The sequence below is a fragment of the Kribbella swartbergensis genome (assembly GCF_054784135.1).
Genome location: NZ_BAAGPM010000082.1, coordinates 23,981 through 39,539 on the forward strand (window position 1 = coordinate 23,981; position 15,559 = coordinate 39,539).

At 69.1% G+C, this 15,559-nt stretch carries 16 protein-coding genes; 13 read left to right on the plus strand and 3 right to left on the minus strand.

Annotated elements, in window-relative coordinates; translation table 11 throughout:
• The first annotated feature begins 5 nt into the window (after nt 1–5).
• The 3 genes from ACYVOK_RS36085 (at nt 6) to ACYVOK_RS36095 (ending at nt 1,725) form a co-directional block, all read left to right on the plus strand.
• Nucleotides 6–920, plus strand: a complete 915-nt coding sequence (locus ACYVOK_RS36085; protein WP_460667118.1) for a carbohydrate ABC transporter permease — start codon at nt 6–8, stop codon at nt 918–920.
• 74 nt (nt 921–994) lie between these two features.
• Nucleotides 995–1,474 (plus strand): DUF2975 domain-containing protein, encoded by a 480-nt coding sequence (locus tag ACYVOK_RS36090; protein ID WP_460667119.1) that lies wholly within the window; start codon nt 995–997, stop codon nt 1,472–1,474.
• Nucleotides 1,474–1,725, plus strand: a complete 252-nt coding sequence (locus ACYVOK_RS36095) for a helix-turn-helix domain-containing protein (RefSeq protein ID WP_460667120.1) — start codon at nt 1,474–1,476, stop codon at nt 1,723–1,725. Before ACYVOK_RS36090 ends, ACYVOK_RS36095 begins: the two co-directional genes overlap by 1 nt.
• 81 nt (nt 1,726–1,806) lie before the next feature.
• Here the strand turns inward: ACYVOK_RS36095 and ACYVOK_RS36100 are convergent, their stop codons facing one another.
• Nucleotides 1,807–2,379: a TetR/AcrR family transcriptional regulator gene (locus tag ACYVOK_RS36100; protein WP_460667121.1), complete on the minus strand. Its 573-nt coding sequence runs from the start codon at nt 2,377–2,379 to the stop codon at nt 1,807–1,809.
• A gap of 127 nt (nt 2,380–2,506) precedes the next feature.
• Here ACYVOK_RS36100 and ACYVOK_RS36105 point away from each other — a divergent pair, with 127 nt between their 5' ends.
• Together ACYVOK_RS36105 and ACYVOK_RS36110 are read left to right on the plus strand one after the other, a co-directional pair.
• Nucleotides 2,507–3,088 carry a hypothetical protein gene (locus ACYVOK_RS36105; protein ID WP_460667122.1) on the plus strand — a complete coding sequence of 194 codons (582 nt, stop codon included), beginning with the start codon at nt 2,507–2,509 and terminating at the stop codon, nt 3,086–3,088.
• 1 nt (nt 3,089) lies between these two features.
• Entirely contained in the window at nt 3,090–4,568 is a 1,479-nt protein-coding gene (locus ACYVOK_RS36110) for a dihydrolipoyl dehydrogenase family protein (RefSeq protein ID WP_460667123.1), read from the plus strand.
• A gap of 42 nt (nt 4,569–4,610) precedes the next feature.
• Here ACYVOK_RS36110 and ACYVOK_RS36115 read toward each other — a convergent pair whose 3' ends face one another.
• On the minus strand, nt 4,611–5,024 hold the full coding sequence (locus ACYVOK_RS36115; RefSeq protein ID WP_460667124.1) for a DUF1844 domain-containing protein: 414 nt from the start codon (nt 5,022–5,024) through the stop codon (nt 4,611–4,613).
• Nucleotides 5,025–5,361: 337 nt separating this feature from the next.
• Between ACYVOK_RS36115 and infC the strand changes: the two genes are divergently transcribed.
• The 4 genes from infC to ACYVOK_RS36135 all read left to right on the plus strand — a co-directional run bounded on the left by infC (nt 5,362) and on the right by ACYVOK_RS36135 (nt 7,635).
• On the plus strand, nt 5,362–6,039 hold the full coding sequence (gene infC, locus ACYVOK_RS36120) for a translation initiation factor IF-3 (RefSeq protein WP_460667125.1): 678 nt from the start codon (nt 5,362–5,364) through the stop codon (nt 6,037–6,039).
• A gap of 78 nt (nt 6,040–6,117) precedes the next feature.
• A complete protein-coding gene (gene rpmI / locus ACYVOK_RS36125) occupies nt 6,118–6,312 on the plus strand; it encodes a 50S ribosomal protein L35 (protein WP_460667126.1) in 195 nt (64 codons plus the stop codon).
• 90 nt (nt 6,313–6,402) lie between these two features.
• The gene (rplT, locus tag ACYVOK_RS36130; protein WP_131367113.1) at nt 6,403–6,795 is read left to right on the plus strand and encodes a 50S ribosomal protein L20; all 393 of its coding nucleotides are present in this window, start codon (nt 6,403–6,405) and stop codon (nt 6,793–6,795) included.
• Nucleotides 6,796–6,819: 24 nt separating this feature from the next.
• Nucleotides 6,820–7,635 carry a TrmH family RNA methyltransferase gene (locus ACYVOK_RS36135; protein WP_460667127.1) on the plus strand — a complete coding sequence of 272 codons (816 nt, stop codon included), beginning with the start codon at nt 6,820–6,822 and terminating at the stop codon, nt 7,633–7,635.
• Nucleotides 7,636–7,661: 26 nt separating this feature from the next.
• Here ACYVOK_RS36135 and ACYVOK_RS36140 read toward each other — a convergent pair whose 3' ends face one another.
• Nucleotides 7,662–8,378: a TetR/AcrR family transcriptional regulator C-terminal domain-containing protein gene (locus tag ACYVOK_RS36140; protein WP_460667128.1), complete on the minus strand. Its 717-nt coding sequence runs from the start codon at nt 8,376–8,378 to the stop codon at nt 7,662–7,664.
• A 58-nt stretch (nt 8,379–8,436) separates the two neighbouring features.
• Between ACYVOK_RS36140 and ACYVOK_RS36145 the strand changes: the two genes are divergently transcribed.
• The 4 genes from ACYVOK_RS36145 (at nt 8,437) to ACYVOK_RS36160 (ending at nt 15,407) form a co-directional block, all read left to right on the plus strand.
• Nucleotides 8,437–9,957, plus strand: a complete 1,521-nt coding sequence (locus ACYVOK_RS36145; RefSeq protein ID WP_460667129.1) for an MFS transporter — start codon at nt 8,437–8,439, stop codon at nt 9,955–9,957.
• Between the two features lie 197 nt (nt 9,958–10,154).
• Entirely contained in the window at nt 10,155–11,264 is a 1,110-nt protein-coding gene (gene pheS, locus ACYVOK_RS36150; protein ID WP_460667130.1) for a phenylalanine--tRNA ligase subunit alpha, read from the plus strand.
• Entirely contained in the window at nt 11,264–13,825 is a 2,562-nt protein-coding gene (locus ACYVOK_RS36155) for a phenylalanine--tRNA ligase subunit beta (RefSeq protein WP_460667131.1), read from the plus strand. The genes pheS and ACYVOK_RS36155 overlap by 1 nt, the downstream gene beginning before the upstream one ends.
• Nucleotides 13,826–13,829: 4 nt before the next feature.
• Nucleotides 13,830–15,407, plus strand: a complete 1,578-nt coding sequence (locus ACYVOK_RS36160; RefSeq protein ID WP_460667132.1) for a gamma-glutamyltransferase — start codon at nt 13,830–13,832, stop codon at nt 15,405–15,407.
• Nucleotides 15,408–15,559: the final 152 nt, after the last annotated feature.

The window sequence follows — 15,559 nt, forward strand, 5'->3', positions numbered from 1 at the left end:
GCCCCATGACCGTCGTCACCGATCCGGCGCGGCCGGCCGTTGTGGAAGCGCCTGGTACGCCGCCTGGTCGCCGGCGTGGATCCTTTGGCTTCAACACCGTCTCGAGGCGGGAGAAGGTGGTCCGCTACCTCCTGCTGGTGTTCGTGCTGCTGATCACGATCGGGCCGTTCCTGTGGCAGTTGTCCACGTCGCTGAAGGGATCCGGCGAGGACATCTACACCCGGATCCCGCGGCTGCTGCCGTCCGAGCCGACACTCGAGCACTACGGCGCGGTGGCCGACACGATCCCGGTGTGGGACTACGCGAAGAACTCGCTGGTGGTCGCCGTACTGGTTGTCGGCGGCAACATCCTCGGCGCGTCGCTGGCCGGGTTCGCGTTGTCGCGGCTGCAGTTCCGCGGGCGCCGGCTGGTGCTCGGCCTGTTCCTCGCCACGCTGGTGCTACCGGGTGAGGTCACGATCATCTCGCAGTACGTGACGGTGCGGGAGTTCGGCCTGGCGAACACGCTGTTCGGGGTCGCGCTGCCCGGCATGATCGGCGCGCTGAACGTGCTGCTGATGTACAACGCGTTCCGGGCGTTGCCGATCGAGGTCGACCAGGCGGCGATCGTGGATGGCGCGAACACGTGGCAGCGGTTCGTGTACATCGGGCTGCCGTCGGTGCGGGGAACGATCAGTGTGATCGCGATCTTCTCCTTCATCGGTGCCTGGGACGACTTCCTCTGGCCGCTGATCGTGCTCACCGACCCGGACAAGTACACGCTGACCGTCGGCCTGCAGTACCTGTCCGGCACCTTCAGCAACAACCCCCGGCTGATCGCCGCGGGCACGATGATCGCGTTCATCCCGATCGTCATCGTGTTCGCCACCCTGCAGCGGTTCTTCTTCAAGGGCGTCGAGGAGGGGGCGGTCAAGGGATAGCCGCCCCGTCCTTGGCGGCACGCCGTACGGCGAGGCCTATTGACTTTCGATAGATGACGGTCGATAGTCGATGCATGAACTTGGTGCATCGGGTGGTCGTGCCGCTCAGGGTCCTGCTGGTCACGCTGTTCGCCGGGCTGGTGGTGGCGCAGGTGATGAGCATGCCGGGGCAGTTCGCCTACATGGCGAAGGAGGAGCCCGACCTGGCCTACCTGCGCTGGCCGCTGACCATCTGGTCGATCCTCGAACTGCTCTGCATCCAGGTCGTCATCGTCTGCACCTGGAAGCTGCTCACCCTGGTCACCGCCGACCGGATCTTCAGCGAGGAGGCGTTCGGCTGGGTGGACGCGATCATCTGGGCGCTCGGGATCGGCTGGGTGCTGTTCCTCGGCGTCTTCCTCTACCTCGGCTTCCTGGCGAACGACCCCGGCCTGCCGATCCTGATGTTCGGGATGGTGCTGGTCGGCGGCGTACTCGTGCTGCTCATGGTGGTCATGCGGGCACTGCTGCGGCAGGCGACTACGCTGCGGTCCGATATGGAAGCGGTGATCTGATGCCGATCGTGGTGCGCATCGACGTGGAACTGGCGAAGCGCAAGATGGGCGTTGGCGAGTTCGCCGAGAAGGTCGGCCTGACGCCGGCCAACGTCGCCGTCCTGAAGAACGGCCGCGCCAAGGCGGTCCGCTTCAGCACCCTCGAAGCCATGTGCCGAGTCCTCGACTGCCAACCCGGCGACCTCCTCGAATACATCGACGACGAAGCCCCCGCCGACCACCTCAACACCCCCGACACCCGCTCCGCCTGAACCGCTGGCCCACGCGCGTCCCACCCACCCGAGGGTGCGCGCAGCTTTACTCTGCCACTTGACGGGAAGTCACTCTCCACATCAGAAGGCCGGTTCCTGACGGCTGCGATAGTTGAGCAGGCCTTCGATCCCGCGCAGGAATGTCTCACAGATGGGCTTCGGATCGGTCAGGCAGCCGGCGGCCATGGCTCCGTCTCGCAGCATGACGAAGTGCCGGGCGGCGGGTTCCGGGTCGATCTTCCCGGTGCCGGAGAAGAGCTCGGTGAGGGTTTCCAGAAACCACTGCCGGTGCCTGAGAACTGCCTGGTGGACCGGATGACCCGGGTCGGGGTACTCGGCAGCGGCGTTGAGGAACGCGCAGCCGCGGAAGCCGGCTCTCTGGATGTCGTCGGCGATGGATCGTCCGACAGTTCGAATGGTGTCGTCGGGGCTTGCGGCCTGAGTCCGCGCGGCATCCACTTGCGCACGGATCGCCTCGTCGGCTTGTGTCAGGTAGGCGACGATGAGGTCGTCCTTGCTGGGGAAGTGCCTGTAGAGCGTGGCGCGCGTCACCTGTGCCTCAGCGATGACGCGGTCGATGCCGACGGCGTGGAGGCCTTCGGCATAGAAGAGCCCAGTGGCCGTCTCGAGCAATCGGGCCCGTGCTTCCGACATGCGCCTCCCCACCTCTCGAAGTTCTGCACCCGAGATTAGCAGACAGAACGATCGGTCTTGACACCTCCGCACTTTACCCGCAGGCTCTGGGGTGTACAGATCGTTCTGTCTACGAGAGAGGGACCCGATGTCCAGTTCCATCGCGGCCGGCCACACCGGCGCTGTAGTTGAAGCCGCCGGCGCCACCAAAGGGCTGCGGAACCTGTACTACGTCCGCTTCGGATTCGCCGTCGGGTGGGCGGTCCTGCTCTTGCTCACCGCGTCGAGGCTCAATCCGGTGAGCGTTGCCCTGTTGGTGATCTATCCCCTGTTCGACGTCGCTGCGGCCGTGATCGACTTTCGCTCCTCAGGCACCGCGCGTCCGGCGAAGCCGCTGTACATCACCATGGCCCTGAGTCTGCTCGCCGCCATCGGATTGGCCGTCGCCGTCACCTCCGGCATCCCCCAGGTGCTCAGGGTGTGGGGCGTCTGGGCAATCACCGCCGGAATCGTGCAGCTGATCGTCGCGATCTTGCGTTACCAGCTCGGTGGCCAGTGGGCGATGATCCTCAGCGGCGGAATTTCCATCCTCGCCGGCAGTAGCTTCGTCCTGCAGGCCGGCGGGGCGCAGGCGTCGCTCACCAACCTCGCCGGGTACGCGACGCTGGGCGGCGTGTTCTTCCTGATCTCGGCGATCCGCATGCACCGCCGTACGGTCAAGGCGCGGTGACATGACGAGTACGGGCGAAGAATCGACATTCGACGTTGTGATCATCGGTGCCGGTCCGGTCGGCGAGAACGTTGCCGACCGGGTGGTGCAGGGCGGACTGAGCGCGGCGATCGTGGAACGCGAACTCGTCGGCGGGGAATGCTCCTACTGGGCCTGCATGCCGACCAAAGCGCTGCTTCGCGACGCAGCCGCCGTACGCGCCGCTCGCGCACTGCCGGGCGCGGGCGGCGCATTCAGCGGCGATCTGGATGTGGCCGAGGTGCTTGGCCGACGTGACCGATTCGCCTCGCACTGGAGCGATACCGGCCAGGTCGAGTGGCTGAACCACGTGGGAATCACCCTGGTCCGTGGACATGGCAGCATTACCGCCTCACGGACCGTTACGGTTACTGACACCAATGGCACGACCACCGTGCTGCGGGCGAGACATGCGGTGGTGATCGCCACCGGGAGCAGCGCACACATCCCGCCCATCCGCGGACTCGCGGATGTGGCGCCCTGGACGAGCCGGGAAGCCGCGGCCGCGCGCACCATCCCCGGTCGGTTGGCGATCATCGGCGGTGGAGTGGTCGGATCCGAGATGGCCACCGCGTTCAGCGCCCTCGGCTCGCAGGTAACGCTCATCTCCCGGACCCGGCTCCTACCGGGTGTGGAGCCCTTTGCCAGTGACCATGTCGCCGAATCTCTCCGAACAGCGAAGGTCGCGCTTCATCTCGACACCGACGCCACCGAGGTCCGACGGGACGACACCGGGACCGTGCACCTCACTCTCTCCAGCGGTGAGGTCGTCACAGCCGACGAAGTCCTCGTCGCCACCGGCCGTACGCCGAACACCAAGGCCATCGGTCTCGATCACCTCGGACTTTCCCCAGGCCACTGGCTCCGCGTCGACGACACTCTCGCTGTCGTCGACGACGACGGCAAGCCGGTCGACGGCGGTTGGGTGTACGCCGCGGGCGACGTGAACAGCCGAGCCCTACTGACGCATCACGGCAAGTACCAGGCCCGAGCGCTGGGCGATGCGATCGCCGCGCGAGCCCACGGCGAGAAGCTCGACCTGAGGAGGTGGGGACGACATGCGGCCACCGCCGACGTCAGCGCCGTCACGCAGGTGATCTTCACCGATCCCGAGGTCGCGGCCGTCGGCCTCACTGCGCAGGCCGCTTCGGATGCCGGCATCCGCACCCTGGTCGTCGACCACGATCTCGGGGCGATCGCCGGAGCTGCCCTTCATGCGGACGACTACCGCGGCCAGGCCCGCATGATCGTCGACGAGGACCGCAATGTCTTGGTCGGGTTCACCGCTGTCGGGCCGGACGTCGCCGAACTGCTGCACGCGCCGACGATCGCGATCGTCGGCGATGTCCCGCTGGACCGCCTCTGGCATGCGGTCCCGGCCTATCCGACGATCAGCGAGATCTGGCTCCGCCTGCTCGAATCGATGGGTGGGGTGGGAGTGGGCGGAGGGGACGCGACGTAGGAGCGGCGGGAGCGTGCGTGGGGGAGTCCTCGCGCGTGGGGGCTAGCTGCGGGTGGTCGCCGGGTAGACGGGGCCGGTGTACTTCTCGCCGGGGCCTTGGCCGGGGTCGTCGGGGATGGTGGAGGCTTCCTTGAAGGCGAGTTGGAGGGAGCGCAGTCCGTCGCGCAGGGGTGCGGCGTGGTGGTGGCCGAGGGAGGCGGCCGACGCGTCGAGGAGGCCGGCGAGGGCGTCGATGAGGGAGCGGGCCTCGTCGAGGTCCTTGTGGTCGGGGAGGTCCTCGGCCAGGCCGAGGTTGACCGCCGCGGCGCTCATCAGGTGCAGTGCGGCCGTCGAGATGATCTCCACGCTGGGTACGTCGGCGATGTCGCGGGACACCGTGGACAACGGGTCCGGACTGCCGCCGGCCGGGGTCGCGGCGGAGGGGTCGGGCTGCGAACTGGCACCTGGATCGGTCATGCTGTTACTCTTGCACGGCGACCGACCTGGTCCGGCGGTGACCCCTGAGTGGAATATTCGAGGGTCTCCGGCGGTTCAAGTCCAAGCGGAGGGCCACCTCCCACCCAGTCGATGAACAGTCGGCGGGTCCCGGTCACGCCGAGGTTCCGGAGCGATCCGGTGGTCTCGGCGATCGTACGGCGTACCTCCCGCAAGGGTGGGGCACCGTCGATCTGGGATTTGGGCCTTCGTGTGATCGCACGAGGGCCTTTCGTCGTTCCGGCGGCGAATCGGGTCCGCGGCGGTCGCGAGGTGGCACCACGACACGTACAACCCAGGAGGACCCATCACCACTGATTTGCGCGTCAACGAGCGCATCCGCGTTCCCGAGGTGCGGCTGGTCGGACCGAACGGTGAGCAGGTAGGCATCGTCCGGATCGAGGATGCACTTCGGCTGGCACAGGAGGCCGATCTCGACCTGGTCGAGGTCGCGGCGACTGCCCGCCCTCCGGTCTGCAAGCTGATGGATTTCGGCAAGTACAAGTACGAGACCGCGCAGAAGGCGCGGGAGTCTCGCCGGAACCAGACCAACACGGTCATCAAAGAGATGAAGCTGCGGCCGAAGATCGACCCGCACGACTACGAGACCAAGAAGGGTCACGTCGTCCGGTTCCTGCGTGCCGGGGACAAGGTCAAGATCACCATCATGTTCCGCGGTCGCGAGCAGTCCCGGCCGGAGCTCGGCTTCCGGCTGCTGCAGCGGCTGGCCGAGGACGTGAGCGAGCTCGGCTTCGTCGAGTCGTCGCCGCGGCAGGACGGCCGGAACATGATCATGGTGCTCGGGCCGCACAAGAAGAAGTCCGAGGCGCGCGTGGACGTGGAGGCCGAGAAGGCGAAGAAGCGGGCCGAACGTGAGGCCGAGGAGCAGGCGGAGCGCGCCGAGCGCGCCGAGCAGGCCCAGGCGCACGAGGCCGAGCGTGCCGCCGGCTCCACGAAGAAGCCGAAGGGTCCGGCAGACAACCTCGACCCGGAGTGACGAGACGCTCCGGCCCGGGTGGCCGGAGCCCGTCAACCGAAGATCGAGTCAACGAAAGAAAATCAGGAGCACACAGCCATGCCGAAGATGAAGACCCACTCGGGGATGAAGAAGCGGGTCCGGATCACCGGGTCGGGCAAGATCCGCCGTGAGCAGACCGGTATCCGTCACCTCGCCGAGGCGAAGTCGTCCAAGCGCAAGCGCCGCCTGTCCGGCACCGTCGAGGTCGCGCCGTCGTACGTCAAGAAGGCCAAGAAGCTGCTCGCTCGCTGAGCTTCCGGCGCACTCATCCCGCCCTCCCCCCGAACACCCCGCCGAGTGGATCACCGTCTTCCGGCGCAGAAATACAAGGAGTAACACCTCATGGCACGCGTGAAGCGGGCAGTCAACGCCCACAAGAAGCGCCGGGTCGTACTCGAGCAGGCCAGCGGCTACCGCGGCCAGCGCTCGCGGCTGTACCGCAAGGCCAAGGAGCAGGTCACCCACTCGCTCGTCTACGCCTACCGCGACCGCAAGGCGCGCAAGGGCGATTTCCGCAAGCTGTGGATCCAGCGGATCAACGCCGCGGTCCGCGCCGAGGACCTGACCTACAACCGGTTCATCCAGGGTCTGCGGCTGGCCGAGGTCGAGGTCGACCGCAAGATCCTCGCCGACCTGGCCGTCAACGACCCGGCCGCGTTCTCCGCGCTGGTCCAGGTGGCCAAGGCGGCGTTGCCGGCCGACGTGAACGCGCCCAAGAGCGACGCCGCGGCCTGAGCCACCCCTGAAGTAAGCACTCGAGTGGCGAGCCCTGGTCTGCTGACCGCACAGTCCGTGCGGATCAAGCAGGCCCGGCGGCTCGCCACTCGTGCGTTCCGGCGCAAGACCCGCCGGTTCCTGGTCGAGGGCCCCCAGGCGGTCCGGGAGGCGCTCGAGCAGCGCGAACTCGTGCTCGAGATGTACGCCGAGCCGGGCGTCGAGACCCGGCATCGCGATCTCCGTGACCTGGCCCAGGCGGCCGGCGTGCCGTGGTTCGAGGTCAACCGTCCCGCCATCGAGGCGCTGAGCGAGACCGTCACCTCGCAGGGGGTGGTCGCGGTCTGCTCCCTGGTCGACGTCGCCCTGGACGAGGCAGTACGGCGTACGGCGCGCCTCGTGGCCGTCGGCGTCCAGGTCCGTGACCCGGGCAACGTCGGCACGTTGATCCGTACGGCGGACGCGGCCGGCGCGGACGCCGTCGTACTGTCGTCCGAATCCGTCGACCCACACAACCCGAAGGCGGTCCGGGCCAGTGTCGGCAGCGTCTTCCACGTGCCGATCGCGGTCGACGTGGACATCACCGCCGCCGCGAAGGCGTGGCGTGACCAAGGGCTGCAGGTCCTGGCGGCCGATGGGTACGGCGCCAGCGACCTCGACACCTGCATCGACGACGGCACGTTGGCGAAGCCGACAGTCTGGCTCTTCGGCAACGAGGCCCACGGTCTCCCGGACGGCTTCGACGCGATCGTCGATCGCTCGGTCAAGGTCCCGATCTACGGCCGGGCCGAGTCCCTCAACCTGGCCACCGCCGCCGCCGTCTGCCTCTACGCCTCCGCCAGGGCCCAGCGCCGCGGCTAGCCGGACTCCGTTCAGGACGTCCGGCCTCAGTCGCCCGCGTTCTTCTTCACGCGGAGCTCGAGGCCGTCGAGGAGGGCGTCGAGGCCGAAGACGAACGACTCGGTGAGCATCGCGTTCATGTCCCGGTCGGCCCGTCGCCGTACCGACTCCCGCATCTCGGGGTGGTCGTCGGCGGCGATGGTCTCGGCCTGGCGCAGCATGTCACCGGCCCACTCGTCCAGTGACCGGCCGGACTTCCTGACCATCTCCCGGGTCGCGACCTCGGCGCTCACGGTGCCGAGCACGTAGGACATCACGCTGCTCATCGCCTGGTCGACGTCCGTCGGTGAGAACCCGGCCGCACCGAACAGCGCCAGGCCGCGAGAGCCCAGGGCCATCGCCTTCGGCCCCATGCTCGGCCGCGTGTACATCACCTCGGGCAGCCAGGGATGGCGGAGCACGGCCGCGCGCAGGCTGTGGCCGAACAGCATCGCGCCGTTCCGCCAGCCGGCCAGCTCCGGATCCGGTACGTCGATCTCTCCCCAGACCTCGTCGATGAGCAGGTCGATCAGGTCGTCCTTGGTCGGGACGTGCCAGTAGAGGCTGGTCGCGCCGGCGTCGAGCTTGGCGGCCAGTTTCCGGATGCTGAGCCCGGCCAGGCCCTCGGTGTCGAGCGTCGTCATCGCGGTCTGCACGATCTGCTCCCGGGTGAGCGTCTCGCGAGCGGGAGTGCTGCTCCGTGACCGCGTCCAGATCGAGTCCATGACCACATCCTAGCCAATCGACTGGAACACTGTACGAGTCGTGTCGTACGGTGTGCGAGTGACTAGTACACCGTTCGAGTCCACCGCGACCGGTCATCCGCGACGCTGGTGGATCCTGTTGATCCTCTGCCTGGCCCTGATGGTGCTGGTGGTCGACAACACCGTGCTGAACCTCGCGATCCCATCGCTGATGCGCGACCTGGACGCCACTCCTGCCGACGTGCAGTGGATCATCGACGCCTACATCCTGGTGTTCGCCGGGCTGCTGCTGACCGCGGGCAGCCTGTCCGACCGGTTCGGCCGGCGGAAGATGCTGATCCTCGGGCTGGTGCTGTTCGGGCTGGCGTCCCTGCTCGCCACGCTGGCATCCAACCCGTGGCAGCTGATCGCGTGCCGGGCGCTGATGGGCGTCGGCGGATCGCTGCTGATGCCGAGCACGCTGTCGCTGCTGTTCACGGTGTTCCCCCCGGAGGAGCAGCGCAAGGCGATGGCCGGCTGGTCGACGGTCGCCATGGTCGGCGTGGTCGCCGGCCCGACGATCGGCGGCGTCCTGCTGGAGCACTTCTGGTGGGGGTCGATCTTCCTGCTGAACGTGCCGATCGCGGTGCTCGCGATCATCGGCGCGGTCGCGCTGATCCCGGAGTCGCGCGGTCCGGCGCGGAACGTCGACCCCGGTGGCGCGGTGCTGTCGATGGTCGGGATGACCGCGGTGGTGTGGGCGATCATCTCCATCCCCGCCGACGGGTTCGGATCCGCGAAGGTGCTTGGTGGGCTGGTCGTAGGCGTGGTCGCCCTGGCCGGGTTCGCGGTGTGGGAGAAGCGGAGTGCGCATCCGATGGTGCCGCTCGCGTTGTTCCGGGACCGGAACTTCAGCGGGACCAGCTTCTCGATCGTGCTGCTGTCGTTCACCGCCGGTGGGTTGCTGCTCGCGTTGACGCAGTACCTGCAGTTCGTGCTCGGGTACACGCCGCTCAAGGCTGGTCTGGCGCTGATCCCGTACGCCGCCTCGGCGATGGTGTTCAACGGTCTCGGTGCGACGCTCGGCAAGAAGCTGGCCGACCGGACGCTGATCGCGACCGGCCTGGTGGTGATCGCGGCCGGCTTCGGGATCCTCACTCAGGTCAGTACGACGTCCGGCTACGGCCTGCTGATCGTCGGGCTACTCGTCATGGGTATCGGCGGTGGTCTGGCCGGACCGGCGGCGTACACCTTGCTGATGCAGTCGGTGCCGGCCGAACACCGTGGTGTCGGCTCGGCGATGAACGACACCGTGCAACAGACCGGTGCCGCTCTGTCGGTCGCCGTCCTGGGCAGCGTGCTGGCCGCGGCCTACTCGTCGTCGCTGCCCGACTCGGTCCCGGAGGCCGGCCGCAAGTCGATCGCCGAGACTCTCGCCCTGGGTCCCGACTTCGTCACCGCCGCGCGCGACGCCTTCTCCGACGCCATGTCCATCGCCATGATCACCGGCGCGATCGGCGCCCTGGCCGGAGCCCTGGTGGCCCTCATCGCTCTACCTCGCCGCATAGCAGACAGCTCGACCCAGGAGCCGGCGCGGGCAGAAACCGCCGACGCACCCTGACCCGGCCCACCCCCGGGCACATCTCAGGGGTCAGCCCCGCTCGTCGTGGGTTGCGGAAGGAGATTTTTGCTCCGCAACCCACCAACTGAGGGGTTGACCCCTCAAATGTCGATGGGGCTGTGGACGGCCGATTCACGCTTGGGGGGCTGAGGTTCCTAGACTGCAATCCGCAGAAGTTCCGAACCCGAGAGCGAGCCATGTCCGGTCCCAACACTGATTACGACCCGGTCGAAGTGACGCCGTTGCACGCCGACGAGGTGGAGCGGACCCGGGACGAGGCGCTGAAGGCCTTTGCCGAGGCGGCCGATCTGGCCGCCCTGCAGGAGGCGAAGGTCGCGCATCTCGGGGAGAAGTCGCCGATCGCGCTCGCCAACCGGGAGATCGGCGCGCTGCCGCCGCAGGCTCGCAAGGAGGCCGGTCAGCGGATCGGCGGCGCCCGCAAGGCGATGAACGAGGCGTTCGCGGCCCGCCTCGCGGTGCTCGAGGCCGAGCACGAGGAGCGGATGCTGGCCACCGAGCGGGTGGACGTGACGCTGCCGTGGCACACCCCCGGGCTCGGCGCCCGGCACCCGCTGTCGCTGATCTCCGAGCAGATCGCGGACGTGTTCACCGCGCTCGGCTGGGACGTCGCCGAAGGCCCGGAGATCGAGGCCGAGTGGCTGAACTTCGACGCGCTGAACTTCCAGCCGGACCACCCGGCCCGGCAGATGCAGGACACCTTCTTCGTCGAGCCGGCCGGTTCCGGCACCGTGCTGCGGACCCACACCTCGCCGGTGCAGGCGCGGTCGATGCTGACCCGCAAGCCGCCGATCTACGTGATCTGCCCGGGCCGGGTGTTCCGCACCGACGAGCTGGACGCGACCCACACGCCGGTCTTCAACCAGGTCGAGGGTCTGGTGGTCGACGAGGGCATCACGCTCGCGCACCTCAAGGGCACCCTGGACCACTTCGTCGTCTCGATGTTCGGCGAGGGCCTGGAGGCCCGGCTGCGGCCGAACTTCTTCCCGTTCACCGAGCCGTCGGCCGAGGTGGACCTCAAGTGCTTCGTCTGCCGCGGCGCCTCCGTCGGCAACCCGGATCGCCCGTGCCGCACGTGCGGCAGCGAGGGCTGGATCGAGTGGGGCGGCTGCGGCGTGGTGAACCCACGGGTCCTGCGGGCCTGCGGCATCGACACCGACCGGTATTCCGGCTTCGCCTTCGGCATGGGCCTGGAGCGGACGCTGATGTTCCGCAACGGGGTCGAGGACATGCGGGACATGGTCGAGGGTGACGTGCGGTTCAGCCGCCAGTTCGGGATGGAGATCTGATGCGGGTCCCACTGTCATGGCTTCGTGAGTACGTCGACCTGCCGGCCGGCGTCACCGGTCGCGACGTCGCGGAGAAGCTGATCCGGGCCGGCCTCGAGGTGGAGACCGTCGAGGAGTCCGACCTGGCCGGCCCGCTGGTCGTCGGCAAGGTGCTCAGCTACGAGAACGAGCCGCAGAAGAACGGCAAGACGATCCGCTGGTGCTCGCTCGACATCGGCAGGGACGAGCCGCAGTGGGTGGTTTGCGGCGCGCACAACTTCGAGGTCGGCGACCTGGTCGTCGTGGTGCTGCCGGGTGCCGTCCTGCCGGGTGGGTTCGCGATCTCGGCGCGGAAGACCTACGGGCACGTCTCGAACGGCATGATCTGCTCCAGCTCGGAGCTCGGCCTGGGCGACGACGGCTCCCACGGCATCGTCGTCCTGCAGCCGGGTGAGGCCGAGCCGGGTGACGACGCGATCGAGTTGCTCGCGCTGCGCGACGACGTACTCGACATCGCGGTCACGCCGGACCGTGGCTACTGCCTGTCGATCCGTGGTGTCGCGCGGGAGGCCGCGACGGCGTACGGCGTACCGCTCAAGGACCCGGCCGACCTGGAGCTCGACGGGGACGCCGACGGCGGCTACCCGGTGCGGATCGAGGACGAGCACGGCTGCGACGTCTTCGTCACCCGGACCGTGACCGGGATCGACCCGGACGCGATCTCGCCGCGGTGGATGCAGAAGCGCCTGCTCGCCGCCGGGATGCGGCCGATCTCGATCGCGGTCGACATCACCAACTACGTGATGCTCGAGCTGGGCAACCCGATCCACGGCTACGACAAGAACCTGCTGTCCGGCGAGATCGTGGTACGGCGGGCGCAGCCGGGGGAGAAGCTGGTCACGCTCGACGACCAGACCCGTGAGCTGGACCCCGAGGACCTGCTGATCACCGACGGCTCCGGCCCGATCGGTCTGGCCGGTGTGATGGGCGGCGCGACCACCGAGCTGTCGCCGATCACCCGCGACGTGGTGATCGAGGCCGCGCACTTCGACCCGATCGTGATCGCCCGGACCTCGCGCCGGCACAGGCTGTCCACCGAGGGCTCGAAGCGCTGGGAGCGGACCGTCGACCCGAACCTGCCGCGGTACGCCGCGCAGCGGGTGGCGAACCTGCTCCGGGACCTCGCCGGCGGCACGATCGAGTCGGCCGAGACCGTGATCGACCTGCACAGGCAGCCGGACCCGGTGACGTTCCGGGCCGACCACGCGGCGCGGGTGGCCGGTGCGCCGATCTCGATCGAGGAGACCGTCCGGCACCTCGAGTCCGTGGGCTGCACGGTCGAGCCGGCCGCTGCCGACGCAACCCCGGCGCCGCTGGCCGCGGGCGCCCACTCGCCGGCCCTGGCCGTGGCCGGGGAGACCTCGACGCTGGCGGGTGACGACCTGCTGACGGTGACGCCGCCGTCGTGGCGGCCGGATCTGCGGGACCCCAACGACTTCGCCGAAGAGGTCATCCGGCTGTTCGGCTACGACAACGTGCCGTCGATCCTGCCGCCCGCGCCGGGTGGTCAGGGTCTGACCGTGTCGCAGCAGCGCCGTCGCCGGATCGCGACCGCGCTGGTCGGTGCCGGCCTGACCGAGGTCGTGTCGTACCCGTTCACCGGTGACGCCGACTTCGACGCGATGGGCCTGCCGGCCGACGACCCCCGGCGTACGACGGTCAAGCTGGTGAACCCGCTGTCCGACGAAGAGCCGTCGATGCAGACCACTCTGCTGGCGACCCTGCTGCGGACCGCCGAGCGGAACGTCGGCCGCGGTAACACCGACCTGGCGATCTTCCAGACCGGCCTGGTCTTCCTCCCGAAATCGGAGTCCAAGTCCGCGCCGCTGCCGTCCGTCGAGCAGCGCCCGGGCGACGCCGAGATCCAGTCCCTGTACGACGCTCTGCCGGACCAGCCGCTCCACCTCGGTGTGGTGCTGACCGGTTCGCGGACGCCGGCCGGCTGGTGGGGCAAGGCTCAGCCGGTCACCTGGTCGGACGCCGTGCAGGTCGCCCGGACGGTGGCGGACGCGGTCGGCGTCGAGCCGGCCGTGCGGAACGTCGAGCAGGCGCCGTGGCACCCGGGCCGGTGTGCGGAGTTCTCGGTCGACGGCAAGGTGGTCGGTCACGCCGGCGAGCTGCACCCGAAGGTGTGCCAGGCATTCGGCCTGCCCGCGCGGTCGGGTGCGGTCGAGCTCGACCTGGACGCGCTGATCGCGGCCGCCCCGTCGGCGATCGCGGCCGAACCGTTCTCGTCGTACCCGGTGGCCAAGGAGGACGTCGCGCTGATCGTTCCGGCCGAGGTGGCCGCGGCCGATGTGGAGGCGGCGCTGGTCGAGGGTGCGGGCGAGCTGCTGGAGTCGATCCGGTTGTTCGACGTGTACACGGGCGAGCAGATCGGCGAGGGCAAGAAGTCGCTCGCGTTCGCGCTCCGGTTCCGCGCGCCCGACCGCACGCTGAAGGAGAACGAGGTGGCGGACGTGCGGCAGGCCGCGGTCCAGGTCGCGGTCGACCGCTTCGGCGCCGTCCAGCGGGTCGGCTAGCCTCATGGCCGCGCCTTCGGCGCCGGCGGGTCATGGGACCGGCGGGTACGCGCGGGTGGCGGTTGCGGCGCCCAACAAGGCGGCGGCCGAGGCGGGCGTCCGGGTCGCGGCCGAGGGCGGGAACGCGGTCGACGCCGCGATCGCGGCCACCCTGGTGACGATGGTGAACGAGATCGGCGTGGTGTCGCCGGCGTCGGGCGGGTTCGTCACCCTGCAGGTGGCCGGCGGCGAGGCGGTCACCGTCGACGGCTGGGTGGAGATGCCCGGCCGCGGTCTGTCGACCGACCGGTTCGGCCGCGGGGTCTGGGACGTGACGACCGACTACGGCGGCGGTACGACGACCACGGTCGGCCACGGATCGGTCGCCACCCCGGGCGCGATGAAGGCGCTCGACCTCGCGCACCGGCGATCCGGGAAGGCACCGTGGCGCGAGGTGGTCCAGCCTGCGATCGACGTGGCCCGGGAGGGGTTCCCGCTCAGCCGGACGTCGGGCTACTACCTCGGGTTCACCCACGAGATCATCTTCGGCTGGCACCAGCCGAGCCACCGCGTCGTGCACGCCGAGGACGGTTCGGTGATCAAGGCCGGTACGACGGTCGTCATCCCCGAGCTGGCCGAGGCGCTCGAGCTGATCGCCCGCGAGGGCGCCGAGACGATGTACACCGGCCAGTTGGCCGAGCTGCTCATCCGCGACATGGCCGAGAACGACGGCATCCTCACCGCCGAGGACCTCGCCGCGTACGAGGCCGTCGTCCGCCCAGCCCTCACCGTCCGGCAGAACGGCTGGCGTCTCGCGACCAATCCGCCCCCGGCCGTCGGCGGGGTCGCCGTGGCCGCGATGCTCGCACTGCTGGACGGCGTACCGGCTGACGGCAGTTGGACCCAGTCGGAGCTCGAGCGGCTCATCGAGGTGCAGCACGCCGTACTCGGGCGGCGGCTGGCCGAGTTGGACGAGGAGGACGTGCGGCAGCTGGAGGGGAAGAAGCTGCTCGACCTCGCGTCGTCGGGTGATCTGCGGGCGTTGAGTTCGCCCAGTACGGCGACGGTCTCGGTCGTCGACGACGAAGGCGACGCCTGCGCGATCACCGTGTCGTCGGGCTACGGCTCCGGCGTACTGACACCGGGCACCGGCATCTGGCTGAACAACGCGCTCGGTGAGCAGGAGCTCCTCCACGGCGGGCCGCACAGCCTCGCGCCCGGGACGCGGCTGACCTCGAACATGGCACCGAGCGTCGCGCGCCGGGAGAGCGACGGCGCGGTGCTCGCGATCAGCTCGCCGGGTTCGGACCGGATTCCCACCGCGCTGGCGCAGGTCTACGCGCTCTACACCCACGGCGGGCTCCCGTTGGCCGAGGCGGTCGAGCACCCGCGGTTGCACGTGCGGGTCCGCCACGACGTGGTGGTCGACTACGAGGACGAGTTGCCGGTGTCGGGTTCGACCGGGCTGCCGACCCGGCCTATGCCGCCGCACTCCATGTACTTCGGCGGAGTCGCGGCCGCGTTCTGGGACCCGGCCGACGGCCTGCTCGCGGTCGGCGACCCACGCCGTACTGGCGCCGTCGCGATCTCTCCGCCACTCTGATCGTGCCCACGACCCGCCTGGGTCGTTAGTAGAGTCAACCCTTTCGACAACCTGAACTGGAAGGTCTGCGGTCATGCGGGACACGGACCCCGAACTCTCCGTCGTCGTACCGATGTACGACGAGGAGGAGGTGCTGCCGATCTTCTTCGGGC

Coding starts and splice junctions, on each gene's coding strand:
- ACYVOK_RS36140 (WP_460667128.1), bottom strand. CDS start 8,378: ATGGACTCGATCTGGACGCGGTCACGGAGCAGCACTCCCGCTCGCGAG.
- ACYVOK_RS36085 (WP_460667118.1), top strand. CDS start 6: ATGACCGTCGTCACCGATCCGGCGCGGCCGGCCGTTGTGGAAGCGCCT.
- ACYVOK_RS36155 (WP_460667131.1), top strand. CDS start 11,264: ATGCGGGTCCCACTGTCATGGCTTCGTGAGTACGTCGACCTGCCGGCC.
- ACYVOK_RS36160 (WP_460667132.1), top strand. CDS start 13,830: ATGGCCGCGCCTTCGGCGCCGGCGGGTCATGGGACCGGCGGGTACGCG.
- pheS (WP_460667130.1), top strand. CDS start 10,155: ATGTCCGGTCCCAACACTGATTACGACCCGGTCGAAGTGACGCCGTTG.
- rplT (WP_131367113.1), top strand. CDS start 6,403: ATGGCACGCGTGAAGCGGGCAGTCAACGCCCACAAGAAGCGCCGGGTC.
- ACYVOK_RS36100 (WP_460667121.1), bottom strand. CDS start 2,379: ATGTCGGAAGCACGGGCCCGATTGCTCGAGACGGCCACTGGGCTCTTC.
- ACYVOK_RS36095 (WP_460667120.1), top strand. CDS start 1,474: ATGCCGATCGTGGTGCGCATCGACGTGGAACTGGCGAAGCGCAAGATG.
- ACYVOK_RS36110 (WP_460667123.1), top strand. CDS start 3,090: ATGACGAGTACGGGCGAAGAATCGACATTCGACGTTGTGATCATCGGT.
- ACYVOK_RS36115 (WP_460667124.1), bottom strand. CDS start 5,024: ATGACCGATCCAGGTGCCAGTTCGCAGCCCGACCCCTCCGCCGCGACC.
- ACYVOK_RS36105 (WP_460667122.1), top strand. CDS start 2,507: ATGTCCAGTTCCATCGCGGCCGGCCACACCGGCGCTGTAGTTGAAGCC.
- ACYVOK_RS36090 (WP_460667119.1), top strand. CDS start 995: ATGAACTTGGTGCATCGGGTGGTCGTGCCGCTCAGGGTCCTGCTGGTC.
- rpmI (WP_460667126.1), top strand. CDS start 6,118: ATGCCGAAGATGAAGACCCACTCGGGGATGAAGAAGCGGGTCCGGATC.